The sequence below is a fragment of the uncultured Muribaculum sp. genome (genome assembly GCF_910583865.1).
In the GTDB taxonomy this organism is placed as follows: domain Bacteria; phylum Bacteroidota; class Bacteroidia; order Bacteroidales; family Muribaculaceae; genus Muribaculum.
On sequence record NZ_CAJTYX010000026.1, the window covers coordinates 22,000 to 44,021 of the forward strand.

At 53.8% G+C, this 22,022-nt stretch carries 13 protein-coding genes; 7 read left to right on the top strand and 6 right to left on the bottom strand.

All coding sequences use genetic code 11. The features are described from left to right. Positions 1–142 precede the first annotated feature (142 nt). From QZ303_RS07115 to QZ303_RS07140, 6 genes are all read left to right on the top strand, one after another. The gene (locus QZ303_RS07115; RefSeq protein ID WP_295731130.1) at positions 143–4,645 is read left to right on the top strand and encodes a carboxypeptidase regulatory-like domain-containing protein; all 4,503 of its coding nucleotides are present in this window, start codon (positions 143–145) and stop codon (positions 4,643–4,645) included. A 368-nt stretch (positions 4,646–5,013) separates the two neighbouring features. Then, a complete protein-coding gene (locus tag QZ303_RS07120) occupies positions 5,014–5,547 on the top strand; it encodes a GNAT family N-acetyltransferase (protein ID WP_363322828.1) in 534 nt (177 codons plus the stop codon). Between the two features lie 148 nt (positions 5,548–5,695). Then, positions 5,696–7,741, top strand: coding sequence for a methionine--tRNA ligase (metG, locus tag QZ303_RS07125; protein ID WP_295731133.1), 2,046 nt, complete (start codon positions 5,696–5,698; stop codon positions 7,739–7,741). A 42-nt stretch (positions 7,742–7,783) separates the two neighbouring features. After that, on the top strand, positions 7,784–8,815 hold the full coding sequence (locus QZ303_RS07130; protein WP_295731136.1) for an asparaginase: 1,032 nt from the start codon (positions 7,784–7,786) through the stop codon (positions 8,813–8,815). 196 nt (positions 8,816–9,011) lie between these two features. Further along, complete coding sequence (locus QZ303_RS07135; RefSeq protein WP_123474754.1) at positions 9,012–9,284, top strand: HU family DNA-binding protein; 273 nt, start codon at positions 9,012–9,014, stop codon at positions 9,282–9,284. 387 nt (positions 9,285–9,671) lie between these two features. Next, positions 9,672–11,294 carry an Rne/Rng family ribonuclease gene (locus QZ303_RS07140; RefSeq protein ID WP_295731142.1) on the top strand — a complete coding sequence of 541 codons (1,623 nt, stop codon included), beginning with the start codon at positions 9,672–9,674 and terminating at the stop codon, positions 11,292–11,294. Between the two features lie 137 nt (positions 11,295–11,431). Here QZ303_RS07140 and rnr read toward each other — a convergent pair whose 3' ends face one another. The 4 genes from rnr to trpS all read right to left on the bottom strand — a co-directional run bounded on the left by rnr (position 11,432) and on the right by trpS (position 18,131). Next, the gene (gene rnr / locus QZ303_RS07145) at positions 11,432–13,702 is read right to left on the bottom strand and encodes a ribonuclease R (RefSeq protein WP_295731144.1); all 2,271 of its coding nucleotides are present in this window, start codon (positions 13,700–13,702) and stop codon (positions 11,432–11,434) included. A gap of 102 nt (positions 13,703–13,804) precedes the next feature. Further along, complete coding sequence (gyrB, locus tag QZ303_RS07150; RefSeq protein ID WP_295731147.1) at positions 13,805–15,739, bottom strand: DNA topoisomerase (ATP-hydrolyzing) subunit B; 1,935 nt, start codon at positions 15,737–15,739, stop codon at positions 13,805–13,807. A 210-nt stretch (positions 15,740–15,949) separates the two neighbouring features. Then, on the bottom strand, positions 15,950–16,987 hold the full coding sequence (galE, locus tag QZ303_RS07155; protein WP_295731149.1) for a UDP-glucose 4-epimerase GalE: 1,038 nt from the start codon (positions 16,985–16,987) through the stop codon (positions 15,950–15,952). A gap of 55 nt (positions 16,988–17,042) precedes the next feature. After that, positions 17,043–18,131 (bottom strand): tryptophan--tRNA ligase, encoded by a 1,089-nt coding sequence (trpS, locus tag QZ303_RS07160; protein WP_295731151.1) that lies wholly within the window; start codon positions 18,129–18,131, stop codon positions 17,043–17,045. A gap of 271 nt (positions 18,132–18,402) precedes the next feature. On the opposite strand from trpS, the gene QZ303_RS07165 reads away from it, so the two are divergent. Beyond that, positions 18,403–18,984 (top strand): Spy/CpxP family protein refolding chaperone, encoded by a 582-nt coding sequence (locus QZ303_RS07165; RefSeq protein WP_295731154.1) that lies wholly within the window; start codon positions 18,403–18,405, stop codon positions 18,982–18,984. A gap of 74 nt (positions 18,985–19,058) precedes the next feature. Here the strand turns inward: QZ303_RS07165 and QZ303_RS07170 are convergent, their stop codons facing one another. Together QZ303_RS07170 and tyrS are read right to left on the bottom strand one after the other, a co-directional pair. Continuing rightward, on the bottom strand, positions 19,059–20,375 hold the full coding sequence (locus QZ303_RS07170) for a T9SS type A sorting domain-containing protein (protein WP_295731156.1): 1,317 nt from the start codon (positions 20,373–20,375) through the stop codon (positions 19,059–19,061). Between the two features lie 269 nt (positions 20,376–20,644). Next, positions 20,645–21,940, bottom strand: coding sequence for a tyrosine--tRNA ligase (tyrS, locus tag QZ303_RS07175; RefSeq protein WP_295731158.1), 1,296 nt, complete (start codon positions 21,938–21,940; stop codon positions 20,645–20,647). Positions 21,941–22,022 lie beyond the last annotated feature (82 nt).

The following is a 22,022-nucleotide window of genomic DNA, read 5'->3' on the forward strand; positions in this document are numbered from 1 at the left end:
GTCATAGTCAATCTGACATGTTTTTATAAGGAAATCGGCCATGACGCATGCGTCATGGCCGATTTCCTTTCCTTTGGTTGCATAAATGGCACTATATCTGTAATTTTGCGTTTTCAATCTATTAACCAATCGAATCAATTCAATGATGAAGAAGTATCTTTTGTCTATCGCCGGAGTCGCATTGTTGGGCACCGCATGGGCAGTAGGGGAACTTTCGGTATCCGAAACGGAATCCACAGCCCCGTCAGCCTACGGATTCCTGATAAGCGATGACAGCGGACGTGACGTGGGACTCTATACGTTCCCGGTCACAAGCGCATCGTCGCCGACTCTTGTCGCCAAAAGTGAAGATGTGTCTGCCGGAGCTATGGGTGCCGACGCCTACTATGCCGCCACCTATACGACCGGTTCACCCGCAATCCCTAAGGCATGGAACAAGGTGGATCTTGCCACCGGAACGTTTACAAAGCTCGCCGATTTCGGAGAGGGTGCGCCCTTGTATGTAGATCTCACCTACGACTATACACGCGGAAAGTTGCTCGGTCTGTATCACCATAGCGGGAACTCTTCAAGTGTCGTGGAAGTCAATCCGTCGGATGGCAGCGTTGTCTCGACCTATGTAGAGATGCCTATGATGTGGATGATCGGTATCGCTGCCAATTACGAGGGTGACATATATCTGATAGGCCGTGGTACTACCATGACGTATTATCTTTATAGCCTTGACGACGGCCGCCGCCTTTCTACAGTAGGGCAGGTGGCCTCGATGGCCGACTACATGCAGTCGATGGAGTTTGACCGTAAGACCGGCAAGCTTTATTGGGCCGGGACTTCCCAATATGATGCCTACATATATGAAGTGAACGTGTCAACCGGCGCATGCTCGGCGTTGACACCTATCGGCAAGAACGGTGAGATTACGGGCATGTACATACCGTTCAGTCTTGCTCCTGACGGCACTCCGGGCGCAGCTTCCGGATTCAGTGTGGATAACCATTCCCACGACGGCAACGTGGAACTGACGTTTACCGTACCCGTCGCCACTGCCGACGGCAAGGAGCTTGCTTCCGTGTCGGGCTGGAAGATAATGTGCGACGAGACAGTGCTCGACATTCCGTTTGAGAGCGTCGCGCCGGGTACGTCAGTCTCTGTCAATGCCGTGGTGGAGCAGGGAATGCATCTTTTCAAGGTGATATTCATCAATGAGATAGGCGAGGGCGTACCTGCCAACTGCAAGATGTATGTCGGTGTCGACACTCCGGCCGTTCCTGTAGGGGTTGCCGTGACATCCGAAGGCAACAAAGCAGTCGTTTCATGGGATGCCGTGGTGACAGGCGCCAACGGTGGCTGGATCGACGCAGCCGGCGTGACCTACAATGTTGTGCGCAATCCTGACGGCAAAGAGGTGGCAAAGGGCATCTCTGCCACGACGGTGACCGATGAAGTCGCTGAAATGAACGCCTACCAGTATATGGTAACGGCTGTCGTTGGCGGCAAGGAGGGCCAACCCGGTATTTCCGATATGGTTGCGGTAGGCGAGGGGATGACTCTGCCCTACATATGCTCGTTTACTCAGCCGCAGGATCTCGTCCTGTGGACATCGGTCGATGTGAACGCTGACGGATATTCCTGGCAGTATGCGTCGAACTACGGCAATCCGGCCATGCTCGCCCGCAGTACATTCTCATATGAGTGCGACGAATGGCTGATTTCTCCCGCCCTTAAGCTTGAGGCAGGCAAGGAATACAAGATAGCCTACGATGCCGGCGCGATGAACATGACCTATCCTCCATCCTATACTCTGGCCATGGGTGTCGACGCCTCTCCCGAGGCTCTTGACAAGGAACTTTATTCGGGCTCGCCAGAAGGTATGTATCCCACACGCTCCATCGTGTATCTTCCCGAGGTTGCCGAGAGCGGCACGTACCATATCGGCCTGCATGCTAAATGGGCCAAGGGCTATCCTGCGCTTTATTTCGGCAATGTTAAGGTCGAAGAGAACCATGCGGCACGTCTGGCCCTTACTGTTGTCGATGCCGACAACAAGCCTGTCGAGGGTGCTACCGTGACTTTCGGTGTCGACGGTGACAAATACACCACTGATGCGGAAGGAAAAACCTCCATTATCGAGATCGATCCGGGCACATATGATGTGACCGTGGAGAAGTACGGCCATATCACCGAAAAGGTTTCCCTCACATTCGCCGCCAATGAGGACAAGCACCAGTCGCTCACATTGAAGAATATACCCGTCACCACGGTGAGCGGTGTGGTCAAGTATGCCACAGGCAAGCCCATGGGAGATGCCTCGATATATGTCAACGGCTATAAGGATTATACCGCCGTTACCGCTGCCGACGGCAGCTTTACCGTGGAAGGCGTGTATGTCACCGGCGATTATTCAGTAGAGGCACATGCCCTGAATTATCTTCCCGGCGTAGTCTCGGTCAAGGGGATTACCGCCGAACCGGTGAATGTGGGTGACATTGTACTGCAGGAGAAGCTTACCGCACCGGCTGCTGTGAAGCATGTCTATGACCGGCAGAAGGTCGACCTGACTTGGGAGGCTCCTGTCGACAAGGAGGAGACAATGCGCTATGACGACGGCCAGTCGGGCATGATCAACAGCTATTCGATGAGCCCGAATATCAGCTACAATACCGTGACCGGCGTCGCTTACGACACTCCCGGAGTGTACACCGGCATGAGTTTCAAGGCCGACAATTACAAGGATATAGGCATCGTGGTGTTTGATCTCGACGAGAATGGCGAACCGACCACCGACATCCTCTACGAGCAGACCGTCAAGGGTGACAGTTGGAACTGGGTGGATGTCACGTTCTCCCATCCCGTTGTGGCTCCGAGAGGTGCGCTCTTCGCTTTGCGCGGCGATTCGCGCCTATATTTTGACGGACAGACCGACGGCTCGCGCAACGAGGCTTATCCGGTGAAGAGCGACAAGATGTGGCTCTCCTATGATTATACTTCGGCAGAGACGCCGTTCCACTGGCAGATGAATGACGGCAGCGGGCCTCTGTTTATGTACAATTTCTGTCTGCGTGCCGTGGGCCGCCTGATGGGCGCGCCACGCAAAGTGTCGCGTAGCGCCGATGCCGCCGCTCCTGTTGTCGGCTATCATGTATGGCGTATTCCCGACGGGTCTGAAACCACTCAGGCCGACTGGGTGCAGCTCACCTCTGCCCCGGTTGCCGAGGCTTCTTATACAGACGATTCATGGAGCACAGCCGCCAAAGGTCTCTATCGCTATGCAGTAAAGGCCCTTTACACCGGTGATGAACTTTCTTATCCGGTATTTTCCAATGTCGTTCCACGTCAGCTTACGTCGCCCGTCGATCTGACATTGCTCACCAATGCCCCGGGTGAGAGCGCTGCGGGCGCGGCTGCGCTGCTCGTGGAGAAAGATGGTGTGCACAGCTACAATGCAGTGGCAGACAGCGATGGCAACGTGCATTTCGACAACGTGTGGGAAGGCACATATCTGCTTACCGTCACTTGCGAAGGCTTTGCAGCTCTTTCGGAGGAACTGACGGTCAATGGGGATACCGACTTCACTGCGACATACACCTTGACGGAGAATGTTTCGATGCCGTTCAACATCGTGGCCGACGAGACCGGTGACGATACTTCACGTCTGCTCCGCTGGAACTTCAAGGAATTCATCTTTGACGACTTCGAGAGCTATGCAGACTTTACCGTACATCCTTCGGGCGAAATCGGCTGGACATATATAGATGCCGACGGTATCGATGACGTAGGTATCCAGAACACCCGTTATCCGGGTATCGATGCGGCAGCATTCGTGGTGCTCAATGATGCCACAAGTGATAACCCGAGATATACGTCAGCTCATTCCGGTGAGCGTGTCATCGTATCGATGCCTTCGTACAACGACAAGGCTCCTGCCGATGATTACATCGTATCGCCGGAACTAAACTTCAAGGGTGATTTCGTTGTGAATTTCTGGGCACATACTTATTGGACACGTAACGACTACTATCGTGTAGGCTATTCATCCACAAGCAACAGCCTCGATGACTTCGTGTGGACTGATAATGTGGCTGTGCCTGACGACAAATGGATCAATCCTACCGTCAACATTCCCGCCGGGACCAAGTACGTGGCCATAAATTACGGATCCGCCTTCAAGGCCGGAGCCATCGACGACATCTATATCGGTCCGGCAGAGAGCATTCCGGGCGTGACCGCCAAGATGCCGCAGCGAGTGGCCGGTGCCCCCGTTCGTTACGAGGTCTATCTCGATGGTGTGAAGAAGGGCGAGACTCAGGCCAATGAGTGGCTGCTTGAAGGCCTTACGGCCGGAGAGCATACCGCAGGCGTCAAGTCGGTGTTTGCATCGGCTGTTTCCGAGATGGCTGTGGTGAGCTTCACTGTTTCGACAAGCGGCATCGTTGAGAATATATCGGAGGAGCTGCGCATAGTCTCGTCTAATGGCGCCATCACTGTCCATGGCGTGGGTGCCGCCGATCAGGTAGCGCTCTACGATGTGGCCGGACGCTCTTGTCCGCTCTCGCGCTCTGCCGACGTGGTTGCCGCTTCCGGTCTTGCAGCCGGTAAGGTCTACGTGCTCCTCGTCAATGGGCGCACCTACCGTATAATGCTCTGAACATCTCCCTGACGGAAACTTTCCGTACCTTTTGCGTGGGGGCATGTCATGTGCCGGCTTCGGCCGCCATGACATGCCCCCACCGCTTATATACCCTAATCGACTTTGTAATTGATAAATTAGAGGGGTGTTTGGATTAATGTGTTCGAAATTTGTTGTATATTTGTGGTTGAAAAGCGAAAAAAATATGGCACGACCAATAAAAGAAACCCCGATATTGGAGGGTGAGGATGCCCGTCGGTTCGTTGAACGCATGAACGAGACTCGGGTGGAATCAGCTGAAAAGAAACGTAGAAGGTTGGCTAACTATAAGTTAGCCATGAGTATTTTTGTGGACAAATAAGCCTTTTATGTGAGCTGAAGAAATATTGGCCGACTATGAGATACGTAAGCTCGGACTGGATGATGCTATAACCGAGTTCGATTGTGGCGACGATTATTTGAATGATTTCATAATTAATGATGCTCCTTTGTATAGGAGGGCATTGTTGGCAATGACTTACGTTCTCGAAAATAAAGATAGCGGTAAGATTGTCGCTTATTTTAGTGTGGCCAACGATCGCATTTCGATAAAGGATTTTCCTACAAGTACTGATTTCAATTGTTTCAGGAAGCATAAATTTGTCAACGAAAAACGGTTGAGGAGTTATCCTGCGATAAAAATCTGTCGGTTAGGTATAGATAAAACTATTCAAGGACAGCAAATCGGGACATTCCTTATTGACTTTGTCGGCACTATGTTTGTCACTGACAATAAATCTGGATGTCGTTTCTTAACGGTAGATGCATATTCGCAGGCAATCCCTTTTTATCTTAAGAATGATTTCGCATTTTTAAGTTCGGAAGATGATGGACAACGGACTCGGTTGATGTATTTCGACCTTAGTGACATTGACGGTTGATGATATAACGGGATTGCTCCATATGTGAGTCGGGCTTCATCCCGACCGGTCATCCAAAGCTTTGCCGGGGATGGAATCATATGGCGGTCGGGGCATTTGTTTTTTAGGAGGGAAATGGGTAACTTTGCAGACATAAACGAAATACGCGATGCAAAAGGAATATAAACGCACACTTATCACTACCGCTCTTCCCTACGCCAACGGCCCTGTGCACATCGGTCATCTTGCCGGTGTCTACGTGCCTGCCGACATCTATGCCCGTTACCTTCGCCTTCGCGGCGACGACGTGGTGATGGTCGGAGGAAGCGACGAGCATGGTGTGCCCATCACCATAAAGGCGCGCCGCGAGGGTGTCACTCCGCAAGATATCGTCGACCGCTACCACAAGATTATCAAGGACTCGTTTGAGGAACTTGGCATATCGTTCGATGTGTATTCACGGACTACTTCAGCGACGCATTCAGCCACGGCGAGCGAGTTTTTCCGTCGACTCTATGACAACGGACAATTTGTGGAGCAGACTTCGAAGCAGCTCTACGACCCCGAAGCCGGACAGTTCCTGGCCGACCGTTACGTGACCGGCAAGTGCCCCCATTGCGGCAACGAGCGTGCCTACGGCGACCAGTGTGAGGCGTGCGGGACATCGTTAAGTCCCGACGAGCTGATCGACCCCAAGAGCGCCATCACAGGTGCGGTTCCCGAGCTGCGCGACACACATCACTGGTATCTCCCTCTCGACCGTTGGGAAGGGAAGCTCCGCGAATGGATACTCGAAGGCCACAAGGAGTGGAAAACCAATGTCTACGGGCAGTGCAAATCGTGGCTCGACCTCGGGCTTAAGCCCCGTGCCGTGAGCCGCGACCTCGACTGGGGCATTCCGGTGCCTGTGGAAGGCGCAGAGGGAAAGGTGCTCTATGTGTGGTTTGACGCTCCGATCGGCTATATCTCCAATACCAAGGAACTGCTTCCCGACAGTTGGGAAAAATATTGGAAGGATTCGGAGACTCGCATAATCAACTTCATCGGCAAGGACAACATTGTGTTCCATTGTATCGTGTTCCCTGCCATGCTGATGGCTTATGGCGACGGTTTCCAGCTCCCCGACAACGTGCCAGCCAACGAATTCCTCAATCTCGAGGGTGACAAGATATCCACTTCGCGCAACTGGGCCGTATGGCTTCATGAGTATCTGCGCGACTTTCCCGGCAAGCAGGACGTGCTCCGTTACGTGCTCACCGCCAACGCTCCCGAGACCAAGGACAATGACTTCACATGGCGCGACTTCCAGGCACGTAACAACAGCGAGCTTGTGGCCATTCTCGGCAACTTCGTCAATCGCGCGATGGTGCTGACGCATAAGTATTTTGACGGCATTGTGCCCTCTATCCCCGCCGATGTCGACGCAGGCCGTGCAGCCCTTGCCCCGGAGCTTTCCAAGGCCGTGGCCGACCTTACTGCCGCTCTCGACACGTTCCATTTCCGCGATGCCCTCAAGTCAATGATGGAGATTGCCCGCATAGGCAACCGCTACTTGCAGGATATGGAGCCGTGGAAGGTGGCCAAGACCGACATGCCCCTTACGGGTGCCATACTCAATGTTGCCCTGCAGCTGTGTGCCAACATAGCAATTGCCGCCGAGCCGTTCATGCCGTTCATGAGCGAGCGTCTGCGCCGCATGCTCGGCATGGAGAATGTGGGCTGGAACATGCTCGGATCGCTCGACATGATTCCCGCCGGAAGGCATCTGGCCGCTCCGGAACTCCTTTTTGAGAAAATCGAGGACGCCACGATACAGGCTCAGGTCGACCGCCTTGCCGAGATAAAGGAGCAGAACAAGCTCAACGCATGGACTCCCGCGCCGCAGGCCGCCGATGTTGATTTCGACACGTTCATGAAAGCCGATCTCCGCGTAGGCACGGTGCTCGAATGTGTCAAGGTTCCCAAGGCCGACAAGTTGTTGCAGTTCCTTATCGACGATGGCATGAAGAAGCGCACGATAGTGAGCGGAATCGCCCGTTATTACAACCCCGAGGATCTCGTAGGCAAGCAGGTGTGCTTTATCGCCAATCTCCCACCGCGCAAGCTGCGCGGTATAGTCAGCGAGGGTATGATACTTTCTGCCGAGCAGCCCGACGGCTCGCTGGTGGTAATATCCCCCTCAGCTCCGGTGGTTCCCGGCGTACAGATTAAATAAGGTATCGTCGAACGTGCTTCAAAATATCCGCTCCTCGTCATCATGAACAAGCCCAATATCCTCATAATCTACACCGGCGGTACAATCGGAATGATCGAAAATCCGCAGACCCACACCCTGCAGCCGTTCGATTTCGACCATCTGATAGATAATGTCCCGAAGATCAAGATGCTGGATTATACGATTGAGAACATCCAGTTTAATCCTCCGATCGACTCCTCTGATATGAATCCCGACCGGTGGGTGGAAATGGCCCGGGCCATTGAAGAGAATTTCGACCGTTTCGACGGTTTCGTGGTGCTTCATGGCACCGACACGATGGCTTATACCGCCTCGGCTCTCTCGTTCATGCTCGAGAACCTCCACAAGCCGGTAATCATCACCGGATCGCAGCTCCCTATCGGTGAGGTGCGTACCGACGGTGAAGAGAATCTGATCACGGCGTTGCAGATAGCAGCCGCTACGGATGTCAATGGCGAGCCTATGGTACAGGAGGTGGCGATATTGTTTGAAAACTATCTGTGGCGAGGAAACCGCTCTACCAAGATGAGCGCCGACAACTTCAACGCATTCAAGTCAAACAACTATCCTTCGCTTGCCAAGATCGGCCTCGGCATCCATTTCAACGAGGAGTCGCTGATGAGGGCGCGCATAAAGCGTCCGTTGAAAGTGCGCTATGCGATGGACACCAATGTGATGTTTGTCGACCTCCATCCGGGCATGACCGAGGAGATACTTCGCCATCATCTCGACACACCGGGTATAAAGGGTATCGTGTTGCGCACGTTCGGAGCCGGCAACGCTCCGACTTACAGTTGGTTCACCCGTGCAATCAAGGAAGCCGTGGACAGGGGTATAGTGCTGCTGAACGTCACCCAGTGTGTCAATGGCGGTGTCCATACCAAGCGCTATGTGGCGGGTGACCGGCTCGTGGCTGCCGGGGTCACTTCCGGCCACGACATGACATCTGAAGCCGCCATAACAAAGATGATGTATCTCTTCGGCATCGGACTCTCGGCCGAGGACGTACGGAAATATCTTGAATGCAACATCTGCGGTGAGGTTACCCTTTAATGGGTTTCGCGGGATGTCCGCAAATATGCTAAGTATGTGTTTGTGTGCTTTTTATTCAAAAAAATATAGCACACATGTCTCCAATGTCAAAAAAAAGTGCGATATTTGCACCTGCAAATGTCCGTAAGGCCTTATAGGCGTTCTAACTGTTTGCTACACAATAACTCAAATCATATTTTCTAAACAATACAAAACAATGACTAAAGCCGACATCGTTAACGAAATATCCAAGAGTACCGGCATCGAGAAGGGTGCTGTCCTGGATACAATCGAGAAGTTTATGGAGATCGTGAAGGACTCTCTTGCTCATGGCGAGAATGTTTATCTCCGTGGCTTCGGCAGCTTCATCGTGAAGGTCCGTTCTGAAAAGACCGCCCGCAATATCTCCAAGAACACCACGATCATCATCCCCGAGCACAAGATTCCCGCTTTCAAGCCGGCCAAGGTGTTCATGGAAGAGGTCAAATAAGATTAATCTACGAAGATATCATGGAGCCTATGCCGCGTGATGTGGGTTCCATTACGAGACAAACATATTTTATTAACTCCAAAAATGCATTGAGATGCCAAGCGGAAAGAAAAGAAAAGGCCACAAGATGGCTACTCACAAGCGTAAAAAGCGTCTGAGAAAGAATCGTCACAAGAAGAAATAATCATTGACGCGGTTCTTGAGAATATACACGAGAGCAAACGCTGCCTCAGCGGCATTATTTCCATATCGCCGCATGGCATCGTTTGTTCTCTGCGTATATCATGTAGTCGCTGTTCCCCATGACCCTTGTAACGGCGGCCGGCGTTTTACTCCGCCACCGCGCTATGCCGCCATCAATTTAATCAAGGCGGAGATGTTCAGATAATGAAAAGCGAACTCTTCATCGACGTTCAACCATCGGAAGTGTCTATCGCGCTTACCGAGGACAACCGGCTCGTCTCTCTACAGAAAGAGGCGCGCAACATTGCCTATGCCGTCGGCGATATATACCTGGCAAAAGTGAAAAAGCTTATGCCGGGTCTCAATGCCGCATTTGTCGACGTGGGCTATGATAAGGACGCTTTTCTTCATTATCTTGACCTTGGCTCACAGTTCGCGTCGTATCGCGAATTTCTCAAACAGGCTTTTGATGATAAAAAGCATCTCCCTTCGCTGTCGAGGATGAAGCTGCTCCCTGACATAAACAAGAACGGGTCTGTGACGGACGCTCTTGAAAAGGACCAGCTGCTTATGGTGCAGATAGTCAAAGAGCCTATCTCTTCGAAAGGTCCACGTCTTACCACGGAAATCACGTTTACGGGCCGCTTCCTCGTACTAATCCCTTTCAGCGACAAGATTTCGATATCGCAGAAGATAAAGACCACCGAGGAGAAGGTGCGTCTGCGCCAGCTCGTAGAGAGCATCCGGCCGAAGAATTTCGGTGTGATAGTCCGTACGTCGGCTGAGGGAAAGCGTGTGGCCGAGCTTAACCATGAGCTTAAGACCCTTCTGAAATGTTGGGAGGATGCCGTGGCCGCGGCACAGCGTTCGACTCCTCCCACCCTTGTTTTTGAGGAGGAAAGCCGCATCGTTTCGATGTTGCGCGACGTTTTCAGCCCTTCGTTCGAGAGCATCTATGTGAATGATGCCGAGACGTTCAGCCAGATTTCAAAGTATGTCAGCCTCATTGCGCCCGAGCGTCAGGAGATTGTCAAGCTTTATGCAAAGGACGAGCCGATTTTCGACCATTTCAATGTCACCAAGCAGATCAAGTCATCTTTTGGCAAGACGGTATCGTTTCGCTCCGGTGCGTATATCATCATCGAGCATACGGAGGCCCTGCATGTGATAGACGTCAATTCAGGCAACCGTTCACGCGCCGCCAACGACCAGGAGAGCAATGCTCTTGAAGTGAATCTGCGTGCGGCTGACGAAATTGCCCGCCAGTTGCGTCTGCGTGATATGGGAGGCATTATCGTGATCGACTTCATCGACATGAACAAGGCTGAGCACCGTCAGGCGCTCTACGACCATATGCGCGAAGTGATGGCTAACGACAGGGCGCGACACAATATTTTGCCGCTCAGCAAGTTCGGCCTGATGCAGATAACGCGCCAGCGTGTGCGTCCGGCTCTTGACGTGGTGACTGCCGAGAAATGCCCTTCATGCTTTGGAAAGGGTGAAGTGCAACCGTCATTGCTCTTTACGGATACTCTCAAAGAGAAGCTCGAATATCTGGTGCATGACCTCAAGATCAACAATTTCATCATGTATGTGCATCCTTATGTCGATGCCTACCTGAAGAAGGGGCTTGTATCGCTATCCCGAAGATGGAAACTCGAGATTGGCGGTAAATTTAAGATCATGCCCGATCAATCGCTCGCCTATCTGGAGTATCGTGTGCTTGACCGGGACAAGAATGTGATCGAGCTTGCCGAGGAAAAAGACCTCGAGACATCATCTACAAAATCAAAAAACAAAGCCAAGGAAAGGAATAAGGAGGACTAAGCGTCTGAGTGTTAATCCAATCTTAAAGAAAAGCTGACGGGGGCATTCCGGATTGATCCGGAATGCCCCCGCGAGTTTTCAGGGTGGTGCGTCGGTAGAAGTCCAATATGGAAATCCATCTGCCATGCAATGGGATGTCAGCGGCGACGGCGTGTGCGGTCAGCACCGCGACGCTGCTTTGAGCCTCGGCCCGATTTCGGACGTCCCGACAATGCTTCTTTCACGCTTACATCCTTGCCTTTGGCATATTCGCCTACGGGACGGCCTTCGTCGTCGAGGAGGGCGAAGTCGACCATGCGTTTCTCGATGTTGGCACGTGCCACCTGCACGCGCACGCGGTCGCCGAGTGTGTAGCGTGTATGTGTCTTGCGTCCCACCAGGCAGTAGTTCTTCTCGTCGAAATCGTAGTAGTCGTCGGCAAGATCGCGGATAGGCACGAGACCTTCACACTTGTTTTCGTTAAGTTCCACGTAGAGGCCCCATTCGGTCACTCCGGAAATCACCCCGTCGTATATCTCGCCGAGGCGGTCGGCCAGATATTCGCACTGCTTGTATTTTATCGACGAGCGTTCGGCGTTGGCCGCGAGCTGTTCCATTTGCGACGAGTGCTTGCACTGTTCCTCGAGTTTCTCCGCATTGACCGAACGGCCACCGGAGAGGTATTTGTCAAGCAGGCGATGCACCATCATGTCGGGATAGCGTCGTATGGGAGAGGTGAAGTGGGTGTAATAGTCGAATCCGAGACCGTAGTGGCCGATATTGTCGGTGGAATATATGGCCTTGGCCATGGCGCGTATGGAGAGTACCGAAAGGAGGTTTTCCTCACCCTTCCCTTTCACGTCGGCCAGCATGCGGTTGATTGACTTGTTGATCTCCTTGGCGGTGCCGGATGTCTTTATCTTGTAGCCGAAGTTGCGGGCGATGGCGGCAAGGTCGGTGAGGCGTGTCACGTCGGGCTTGTCATGGATCCGGTAGACAAACGCCTTGGGCTTTTTCTTCCCCTTGGGGACACCTATCTCGGCGGCGACTGTCCGATTGGCAAGCAGCATGAACTCCTCGATCAGTTTGTTGGAGTCCTTCGATTCCTTGAAGAACACATCGATGGGGTGGCCGTCCTTGTCGATTTCAAAGCGCACTTCTTCGCGGTCGAACTCTACCGAACCGAGGTCGTAGCGACGTTTGCGCAGTATCTTGGCGAGGCGATCGAGGGCAAGGATCTCTTCGGCATAGTCACCTTTGCCTGTCTCGATCACTTCCTGGGCCTCCTCGTAGGTGAAGCGGCGGTTTGACTTGGTGACGGTACGCGCGATGCGGTGGGAGAGCACATTGGCGTCGTCATCCATCACGAACACGCAGCTGAATGTCAGCTTCTCTTCGTCGGGACGCAGGGAGCAGATGCCGTTGGAAAGATGTTCGGGGAGCATCGGCACCACGCGGTCGACGAGGTAGACCGACGTGGCCCTCTTCTGGGCTTCTTTCTCTATGATGGTGTCGGGTGTGACGTAGTGTGTCACGTCGGCGATGTGTACGCCGACCTCGTATTTGCCGTCGGGAAGGCGGCGCATCGAAAGTGCGTCGTCGAAGTCCTTGGCGTCGCGCGGGTCGATGGTGAACGTGGTCACGTCGCGCATGTCCCATCGTGAGGCGATTACTTCGGGTGTTATACCGGCATCGATGCGCTTGGCCGCCTTGTCGACATTTTCCGGATATCGGTAGGGCAGGCCGAATTCCGCAAGTATGGCGTGCATCTCGGTATTGTTCTCGCCATTCTTGCCAAGGATGTCGACTACTTCGCCGCGAGGGTTCTTGTCGTCGGCAGGCCAGTCGGTGATTCTCACGATAGCCTTGTCGCCGGTCTTTCCGCCCTTGAGCTTGCCTTTGGGGATGAATATGTCGTTGGCCAGGAACTTGGAGTCGGTGTTGAGCGTGGCCATGTGGCGGTCTACGTTGAGCGTGCCTATGAACTGCTGGTCATTAGGCTCGATGATTTCGAGCACCTTGCATTCCGCCTCCTGCCCTTTGCGGTGGGCGGCTATTAGTACCTTCACCCTGTCGCCATTGAGCGCGTGCATGGAGTTGCGTTCGGCCACGAAGATCAGGTTGTCCTCCTCGCCGTCGATTATCACTCCGTTCTTGCCGTTGCTGCGGCGCGAGAATGTGCCGATGGCCTCGGTGCCTCGGCTGGGAGCCTGGTATTTTCCGGGGGCGGTTTCCACGAGCACGCCGTCGAACTCGAGTTCCGCCAGGCGCATCGCCACAGCTTTCTGCTGGGGCTTGGTGCCCATACCGAGCGCATGCGCCACCTGCTTGTAGTTGAAAGTCTTGTTGCCCTGTCTGCTTATGAAGTCATCAATCATCTCGTGAAGTTCACGGGAGGCATTTTTGCGGGCGTTCCTTGAATTGGCCATGTCGTGTGGGTATATTGTAAGTGTTGTATCTGTATATAACACGCGACGAGTGGCATCGGTTGTTGTGTGCCACCCGTCGTCGCGTAAGGGGTCTATATGTGCTTATGCGTCGATATTGGCATAGTTGGCGTTTTCTTCGATGAAGTCGCGGCGAGGAGCCACGTCCTCCCCCATGAGCATGGAGAAGATGCGGTCGGCCTCGGCGGCGTCGTTGATGGTGACCTGCTTCAGAAGGCGTCCTTCGCGCGACATGGTAGTGTCGCGAAGCTCCTGGGCGCTCATCTCTCCAAGACCCTTGTAGCGCATCACCTTTGTCTTGTCGCCGTTGCGGGCGATGAAGCTCTGTACCTGTGTGTCGGTCCAGCAGTATTCCTCGACCTTCCCTTTCGTGCACTTGTAGAGCGGCGGTGTGGCGAGGTAGAGGTATCCGTTCTCAATCACGGGACGCATGCGGCGGAAGAAGAACGTCATGAGGAGGGTGGCTATGTGTGCGCCGTCGACATCGGCATCGGTCATTATGATGATCTTGTGGTAAGCGAGCTTGTCGAGATTCACCTCTTTGGAGTCCTCTGCTGTGCCGATTGTCACTCGCATGGCACGGAACAGGTTGGTGATCTCCTGGTTGTCGAAAATCTTGTGATCCATGGCCTTCTCCACGTTGAGGATTTTTCCTCGCAGCGGCAGGATTGCCTGGAATGTACGGTCGCGGCCCTGCTTGGCTGTTCCGCCTGCCGAGTCACCCTCGACTATAAACAGTTCGCAGTCCTCGGCTGTGCGGCTGGAGCAGTCGGCAAGCTTGCCGGGGAGGCCGCCTCCGCAGAGCGGCGATTTGCGCTGCACGTTCTTGCGTGCGTTGTAGGCCGCGTGGCGTGCGGTAGCGGCGAGAATCACCTTGTCGACTATGAGCTTGGCCTGGCGTGGATGTTCTTCGAGGTAGTCGCGCAGGGCGTCGCTGACGGCCTGCGACACGGCTGCCGTCACTTCGCTGTTGCCGAGTTTGGTCTTTGTCTGGCCTTCGAACTGTGGTTCGAGAACCTTTACCGATACGACAGCCGTTAGTCCCTCGCGGAAGTCGTCGCTGGCGATTTCGATTTTCACCTTGTCGAGCATCTTGGAATCCTCGGCATACTTCTTGAGTGTGGCCGTGAGTCCGCGTCGGAAGCCGGAGAGATGCGTTCCTCCCTCGATGGTGTTGATGTTGTTGACGAAAGAGTAGACGTTTTCGTTGTAGGTGGTGTTGTAAGTAAGTGCCACCTCCACCGGCACGCCCTGACGTTCGGTGTTGAGGTGTATTATGTCGTTGATGAGCGATTCCTTGCTTGAGTCGATGTAGCGCACGAAGTCCTCCAAACCGTGGTCGCTGTGGAACACCTCGCGGCGCGGATTGCCCTCGGCGTCGATGTTGCGCATGTCGGTGAGGGTTAGGGTGATTCCTGCGTTCAGGAACGCGAGGTCTCGCAGGCGGTTGGCCAGCGTGTTGTAGTCGTAGACCGTGACGGTGAATATGCTTTCGTCGGGCTTGAAAGTGATGCTGGTGCCGGTGTGGGAGCTTTCTCCGATTACCTTAAGTTCGGTGACCGGCTTTCCGCAGGAATATTCCTGCATGTAGGCCTTGCCGTTGCGGTGCACCTCGGCGCGCAGATATGTCGAGAGCGCGTTGACGCAGCTCACGCCCACGCCGTGGAGTCCGCCCGATACCTTGTAGCTCCCTTTGTCGAATTTGCCGCCGGCGTGCAGCACGGTGAGTACCACTTCAAGGGCGCTCTTGTGCTCTTTTTCGTGCATGTCGACAGGGATGCCGCGGCCATTGTCGACCACGGTTATGGAATTGTCGGCGTTAATGGTCACGTCGATATGGTTGGCGAACCCGGCAAGAGCCTCGTCGATGGAGTTGTCGACCACCTCATACACAAGATGGTGGAGGCCCTTGGCGCTTATGTCGCCGATATACATGGCAGGACGTTTTCTTACGGCCTCAAGGCCTTCAAGCACCTGGATGTTACTGGCGCTGTATTCTTCTTCTTTATGTTCTGACATTATTCTTACTTTTTGTTTATCGACACCTTCTCCCAATGGGGTGTCATGCCCCTTTTAGAGCATACAAATTTACGAAAAATCCATCACATGAACAAACACACGGATGGTGAGTTTTATCGTGATGCAGCGCTCTCGGGCATAAATGGAAAGTGCTTCCTCCGATACGGAAGAAGCACCTGTGGAATAATAGTTTATGTGGTGTGCCGGCGATTACATTATGCCGCGCTCACGTAGGCGCTGCTGCCATTTCCATGCCGAGCGCATGGTGTCGTCGATGGGTGTCGATGCCGTCCAGCCGAGCACCTCGTTGGCGTAGGTCGGGTTGGCCCATACCTGCTCGATGTCGCCGGCGCGGCGTGGTGCGATCTTGTAAGGCACTTTGACACCGGTAGCGCGCTCGAAAGCGGTAATCAGTTCCATCACGCTCAGTCCGTTGCCTGTGCCGAGATTGAAGATTTCGATCTTTGCGTCAGATTTGTCCTCAAGCATGCGCTCAACCGCAATCACATGGGCCTTGGCGAGGTCGACCACGTCGATGAAGTCGCGGATGCAGTAGCCGTCGCGTGTGTTATAGTCGTTACCGAACACGCTCAGTTCCTTGCGGATGCCGATGGCTGTCTGGGTGAGGTAGGGGATGAGGTTCTGCGGCACGCCGTTGGGGAGTTCGCCGATCTCAGCCGACGGGTGTGCGCCTACCGGGTTGAAATAGCGCAGGATCACGCTCTTGAACGGTGCTCCGGCGTTGATCACGTCGGTGATGATCTCTTCGGAAATCTGCTTTGTATTGCCGTAGGGCGACGTTGCCTTCTTGATAGGCGACTGCTCGGTCACGGGGTTCACGTCAGGCTCGCCATAGACGGTGCATGATGAAGAGAACACAATCCCTTTCACTCCACGCTCGGCCATGATGTCGAGGAGGTTCATCAGGGTGTTGAGGTTGTTGCGGTAATATAGCACGGGTTTCTGCATCGACTCGCCCACGGCCTTGCTGGCTGCGAAGTTGATTATGCCCTTGATGTCGGTGTACTTGTCGAAAAGCGCTTCAAGGGCTTTCATGTCGGTGCAGTCGGCCTCGACGAATTCGGGACGCTGGCCTGTGATGCGCTCGATGCCGTCGAGCACTTCACGGTTGGAGTTGGAGAGATTGTCGATGATCACCACCGGGTAGCCTGCCTGCTGCAGTTCTACCACTGTGTGCGATCCGATGTAGCCGGTGCCCCCGGTTACGAGGATTGTGCCTTTTTTCATTTTATTGTTGGTGTAAAGAGTTGATGATTGGTCTTGTTGCTTGGCTCTGGCTGTTTTATTTGCGGAACTCCTTCGCCTGCTCCTCGATGAGGGCCTTGTCGGTGAAGTAGTTGATCTTCATAGCTGCACGCACTTCGTCGAGGGTCTGTGCGGCTGTCTCGCGGGCTTTCTCCGATCCCTTGCGCAGGATTTCGTAGACGCCGGGTATGTCTTGCTCCCACATCTTGCGGCGTTCGCGTATGGGAGTGAGTTCCTCCTCGATCACGTTGTAGAGCAGCTTTTTCACTGTGCCGTCGCCTACGCCCCCCTTGGTGTAATGCTCTTTTAATTCGTCGAGTGAGGCATATTCGGGCAGGTATTTGGCGAAATGCTCCGGACGCGAGAATGCGTCGAGGTATATGAAGGGACAGTTGCCTTCGAGATGCCCCGGAGAGTCGATGGTGAGGTGGAGCGGGTCGGTGTACATCGAGTTGATTTTCTTCTTGACTTCCTTTGGGGTGTCGGAAAGGTAGATGCAGTTGCCGAGCGATTTGCTCATCTTCGCTTTGCCGTCGGTGCCGGGAAGGCGCTGGCAGACGGCGTTGTCCGGTAGCATGATTTCAGGCTCCACGAGCACTTCGCCGTATATGTGGTTGAAGCGGTTGACGATTTCGCGGGTAAGCTCGATCATCGGGGCCTGGTCGTCGCCGACGGGCACTGTGGTGGCCTTGAACGCCGTGATGTCCGATGCCTGACTTACGGGATAGGAGAAGAAGCCCATCGGAATGGATTCGCCTTCGAAGCCGCGCATCTTGATTTCGGTTTTGACCGTGGGGTTACGTTGCACACGGCTGACACTCACTAGGTTCATGTAGTAGAAAGCCAGCTCGGTAAGTTCGGGCACGGCGGTCTGCACGAATATGGTCGATTTGGCGGGGTCAATGCCCACCGACAGGTAGTCGAGAGCCACCTCGATGAGGTTGCGGCGTATCTTCTCCGGATTGTCGGCGTTGTCGGTAAGGGCCTGTGCATCGGCAATCATGATGAAGATTTTGTCAAACAGCCCGGAGTTCTGCAGTTCTACCCTGCGTCGCAGAGAGCCTACGTAGTGACCGAGATGAAGTTTGCCGGTAGGACGGTCGCCTGTGAGTATGATTTTTTCCATAATCTGTCGTCGAATAATTGTTTTGCAAATATACCCATTTTCCGTCAATATGCATTCCTGATAGCGCAAAAATGATTTTGTGGGAAATACGTAGTGTATGGTGATGTCTATGGCATGGAGCATGCTTGGCCCATTAATTTATACAAGTATTAGCGTATTGATGGGGAAATGTTAAATTGGAGTTAAAACCATAGCCATAAGTAAACGTCATGTTGTTATCATAGTCAGATAAAGCGTAAAAACGATAAAAACTGACTAAATTACAATTCTCATGAACAAGAAAGTATTAAGCGCGATGGTGCTCTGCGCGTCGCTTTTCACCCTCTCGGCATCGGCACAGAACCCCAAGGCACGCAATCAGGCATGTCCTCAACAGCAGTGTCCGGTAGAGGCTAAATGTGACAATTTCCGTCAGCAGTGCGCACCCGCACAGTGCTGCACCATGCTCTTCGAAGGCATTACTCTGACCGACGCCCAGAAATCCAAGATACAGGATCTGCAGAAGGCTCAGATGGAAAAGCGTACCGCGAAGGCCCGCGAGACAAAGGATGCAGCCAAGGCCGAGAAGCGCAAAATGCGTGAGGAGCGTGACTCTGCCCGCAAGGCCGACCGTCGCGCATACCTCGACGGAGTGAAGCAGGTGCTGACACCGGAGCAGTATGTGATATTTCTGGAGAATGCCTACATGACTCCCGCTCCTCAAGGCCCGCGTGCCGCAGTTCCCGGACGCATGCATCATGGAATGAAGCAGGGTGCTAAGCCTAACCAGGGTAAAGAATCTTTTGGGCGTGAACGCGCCAAAGACGGCAAGATCGTACGTGCCAAGGCCACCGAAGTAAAGGCCGCCAATTGATAATAATCTACCCATATTTAAGAAAGGGGCGTACGATTCGTACGCCCCTTTCTTAAATATGGGTAGTAATGGAATTATCTCTTCATGATTTTGGCCGAGTGGCGGCTGCCGTCGGAAAGCGTGGCGATGACGATATATGTGCCAGGGATAAACCCGGATACGTCGACCTTGGCCGAAGCACCGTCGATGTTTGTCTTGACTGCCGTAATGGAACCGGCGAGTGAATACACCTGCACCGAGGTTATGCCGATGGCGGCACGGATGTCGGCAATGCCTGTCGACGGATTATACAATACGGAGAATTCCGAACTGTTGCCACCTACAGCGATACTCTCGATCGCGGATGTGCCCAGGTCGAGCGGGAATTTGGCTATGGCGCGGACGTTGTCAAAAAAGTATTGTTTGGGGTATATCATAGGAAATCCGCCCTCGAATGATAGCATCATGGCGAAATCGGTCGCATATTGAGTCGACGACCAGTAGCGTGTAGTGCCGTCGGCATTGAACGCGGTAGCGCCGATGTTGGTGAATTTCTTGTTGAACGCGGCACGCTGCGACGGATATGGGTTGATTTTGCCTTCTGAGTCGTCGGCAGGGTCGGAGGGAGTCATGGTCACGTTCAGTTCAGTCCAGTCGTTGATCTCTTTCGTTCCCTCAGAGGCTCCCGACTCCACCCATGTGAGTCCGCAGGTGGCGGCGAAAAGCTGGCGCAGTTCCGCTATGGCAGGCAGATACCATTGCAGGCCGCCATCGGTTTTCGACGTGCACCACGCCTCGGCGTCAAACTTTTCCTGCCAGCCGGCGACACCCTTTATGGCGGCGAGGTTGGCCATGCCGTCAAATTCGGAGACGGCTCCCGGCTGCTCCAATGTCTCGGGAGACCATTTCATCTCTTTTGCCTCGTCAAGCGACACTATTTTTCCGCTCTGCTTGTTCGTGGGATCTACATAGAATACGATGCCTATGCATGTCTTGCCCGTAACGATACCTCCGGCCGACTCCCAAGTGTTGTTTGAGAAGTAGAAGTCACCCACTTTGGCATCCTTCTGCGATACAGCCACTGTATATGAGGCCTCTACACCACCTACTTCGGCGGTCACCACCGCAGTGCCTGGAGCCATGCCGCGGAATTTACCGGCGGTCTTTGCGTCAAGAGCCACTATTGCCGGGTCGGAAACGCTCCATGTGACGGGCAGGCTCTCTGCTTCGGCAGGCTCGACGATGGTGACGAGCGTGCGTGTTCCTCCTACAGCAAGTTTCCCTTCGGTTACAGCAACGGTCGGCTTGGTGCTTACCGCAAGTTGAAGCGACGTGACGTTTTGCGCCATGCCATATTGCAGGCCACCGGCAACAAGCAACGCGGTTGTAATCAACGGGTAGAATACTTTCATACGATATGTTTAATGGTTAATAAAATTACATTCCATATGGCCGTAATGGCTAAGGAATGTCAAAGATATGCAAAAAAATATAATCCGTGCAAATAAAAAGGCCGTAAAATCGTGCGGTACCCGGCAACGAAGTAAAAACGCACGGAGCACACAGAGAATTCCGTTTTTCAATCCGACAGATTCGGACTGCGGTTCATTCTCTGTGTGCTCCGTGCGCTCTGTGCGAGGCCTGATGCCTCATGCGCGTATATTTTCCGTGCCGGTCCGGTTTACTCGGCGATAAGGAGGAAGTACTGCTTCTTACCTTTCTGTACAAGGATATATTTGCCTGCGAGGAGCATGTCGGCGGTGGCCGGCAGGTTGATGTCGGTCACTTTCTCCTTGTTGATCGACAGGCCATTGCCCTGAGCGAGCTTGCGAAGCTCGCCTTTGCTCGGGAACACCGGCGCTTTCTCCGTTAGCAGGTCGACAAGCTTGGTCTCGCCGTTCTCTATGTCGGATTTGGCAACCTTGAAGGTGTCGACACCCTCGAACACGTCGAGCAGCGTGGCCTCGTCGATGCGGTGGAGCTTCTCGGCGGCATCCTTGCTGAAAAGTATCGAGGAAGCCTCGACGGCAGCCTCGTAGGCCTCGGCGCTGTGCACCATAGTGGTGATCTCCTTGGCCAGACGCTTCTGTATGGGACGCTGTCCGGGGTCGGCTGCCTGCTCTTTGACAAGAGCTTCCACCTCCTCGCGCGTAAGCTCGGTGAATATCTTGATGTAGCGCTCGGCATCGGCGTCGCTGACGTTGAGCCAAAACTGGTAGAACTTGTAGGGCGATGTGTAGCGCGGGTCGAGCCATACGTTGCCGCTCTCTGTCTTTCCGAACTTGCCTCCGTCGGCCTTGGTGATCAGCGGGCAGGTCAAGGCATATGCCTCTCCGCCGTTTGTGCGGCGTATAAGCTCGGTGCCGGTGGTGATGTTGCCCCACTGGTCGGAGCCGCCCATCTGCAGCTTGCAGTTCTTGTGCTGGTTGAGGTAGAGGAAGTCGTATCCCTGGAGGAGCTGATAGGTGAACTCGGTGAACGACAGGCCGTCGCGGGCTTCGCCGTTGAGGCGCTTCTTCACGGAGTCCTTGGCCATCATGTAGTTGACGGTAATGTGCTTGCCGATCTCGCGGGCGAAGTCGAGGAATGTCCAGTCCTTCATCCAGTCGTAGTTGTTGACAAGCTCGGCGGCGTTGGGGGCGTCGCTGTCGAAGTCGAGGAATTTGGAGAGCTGCGCCTTCATACCCTCCATGTTGTGGTGGAGGATCTCCTCGGTGAGCAGGTTGCGCTCGGCCGACTTGCCGGATGGGTCGCCGATCATGCCGGTGGCTCCGCCGATAAGCGCCAGAGGCTTGTGGCCGCAGCGCTGGAAATGGCGCAGTATCATAACGCTGCACAGGTGGCCGATATGAAGTGAGTCGGCGGTGGGGTCGAAGCCTATATAGGCCGTCACTTTCTCTTTATTAAGCAGTTCTTCGGTGCCGGGCATCATGTCATGGAGCATGCCGCGCCACCGCAGTTCTTCTACAAAGTTCATCTAAATAATATGTTTTATTGTGATTTCCTGCTGCAAAGTTACTACAAAAAAGTGAAATGCGGAAAGATATAGTGATAGAATT

What these genes read in the sequence shown, in the direction of transcription:
- trpS (WP_295731151.1), bottom strand. Translation starts at nt 18,131, where the DNA reads ATGGAAAAAATCATACTCACAGGCGACCGTCCTACCGGCAAACTTCAT.
- galE (WP_295731149.1), bottom strand. Translation starts at nt 16,987, where the DNA reads ATGAAAAAAGGCACAATCCTCGTAACCGGGGGCACCGGCTACATCGGA.
- tyrS (WP_295731158.1), bottom strand. Translation starts at nt 21,940, where the DNA reads ATGAACTTTGTAGAAGAACTGCGGTGGCGCGGCATGCTCCATGACATG.
- metG (WP_295731133.1), top strand. Translation starts at nt 5,696, where the DNA reads ATGCAAAAGGAATATAAACGCACACTTATCACTACCGCTCTTCCCTAC.
- QZ303_RS07165 (WP_295731154.1), top strand. Translation starts at nt 18,403, where the DNA reads ATGAACAAGAAAGTATTAAGCGCGATGGTGCTCTGCGCGTCGCTTTTC.
- QZ303_RS07135 (WP_123474754.1), top strand. Translation starts at nt 9,012, where the DNA reads ATGACTAAAGCCGACATCGTTAACGAAATATCCAAGAGTACCGGCATC.
- QZ303_RS07130 (WP_295731136.1), top strand. Translation starts at nt 7,784, where the DNA reads ATGAACAAGCCCAATATCCTCATAATCTACACCGGCGGTACAATCGGA.
- QZ303_RS07115 (WP_295731130.1), top strand. Translation starts at nt 143, where the DNA reads ATGATGAAGAAGTATCTTTTGTCTATCGCCGGAGTCGCATTGTTGGGC.
- rnr (WP_295731144.1), bottom strand. Translation starts at nt 13,702, where the DNA reads ATGGCCAATTCAAGGAACGCCCGCAAAAATGCCTCCCGTGAACTTCAC.
- QZ303_RS07140 (WP_295731142.1), top strand. Translation starts at nt 9,672, where the DNA reads ATGAAAAGCGAACTCTTCATCGACGTTCAACCATCGGAAGTGTCTATC.
- QZ303_RS07170 (WP_295731156.1), bottom strand. Translation starts at nt 20,375, where the DNA reads ATGAAAGTATTCTACCCGTTGATTACAACCGCGTTGCTTGTTGCCGGT.
- gyrB (WP_295731147.1), bottom strand. Translation starts at nt 15,739, where the DNA reads ATGTCAGAACATAAAGAAGAAGAATACAGCGCCAGTAACATCCAGGTG.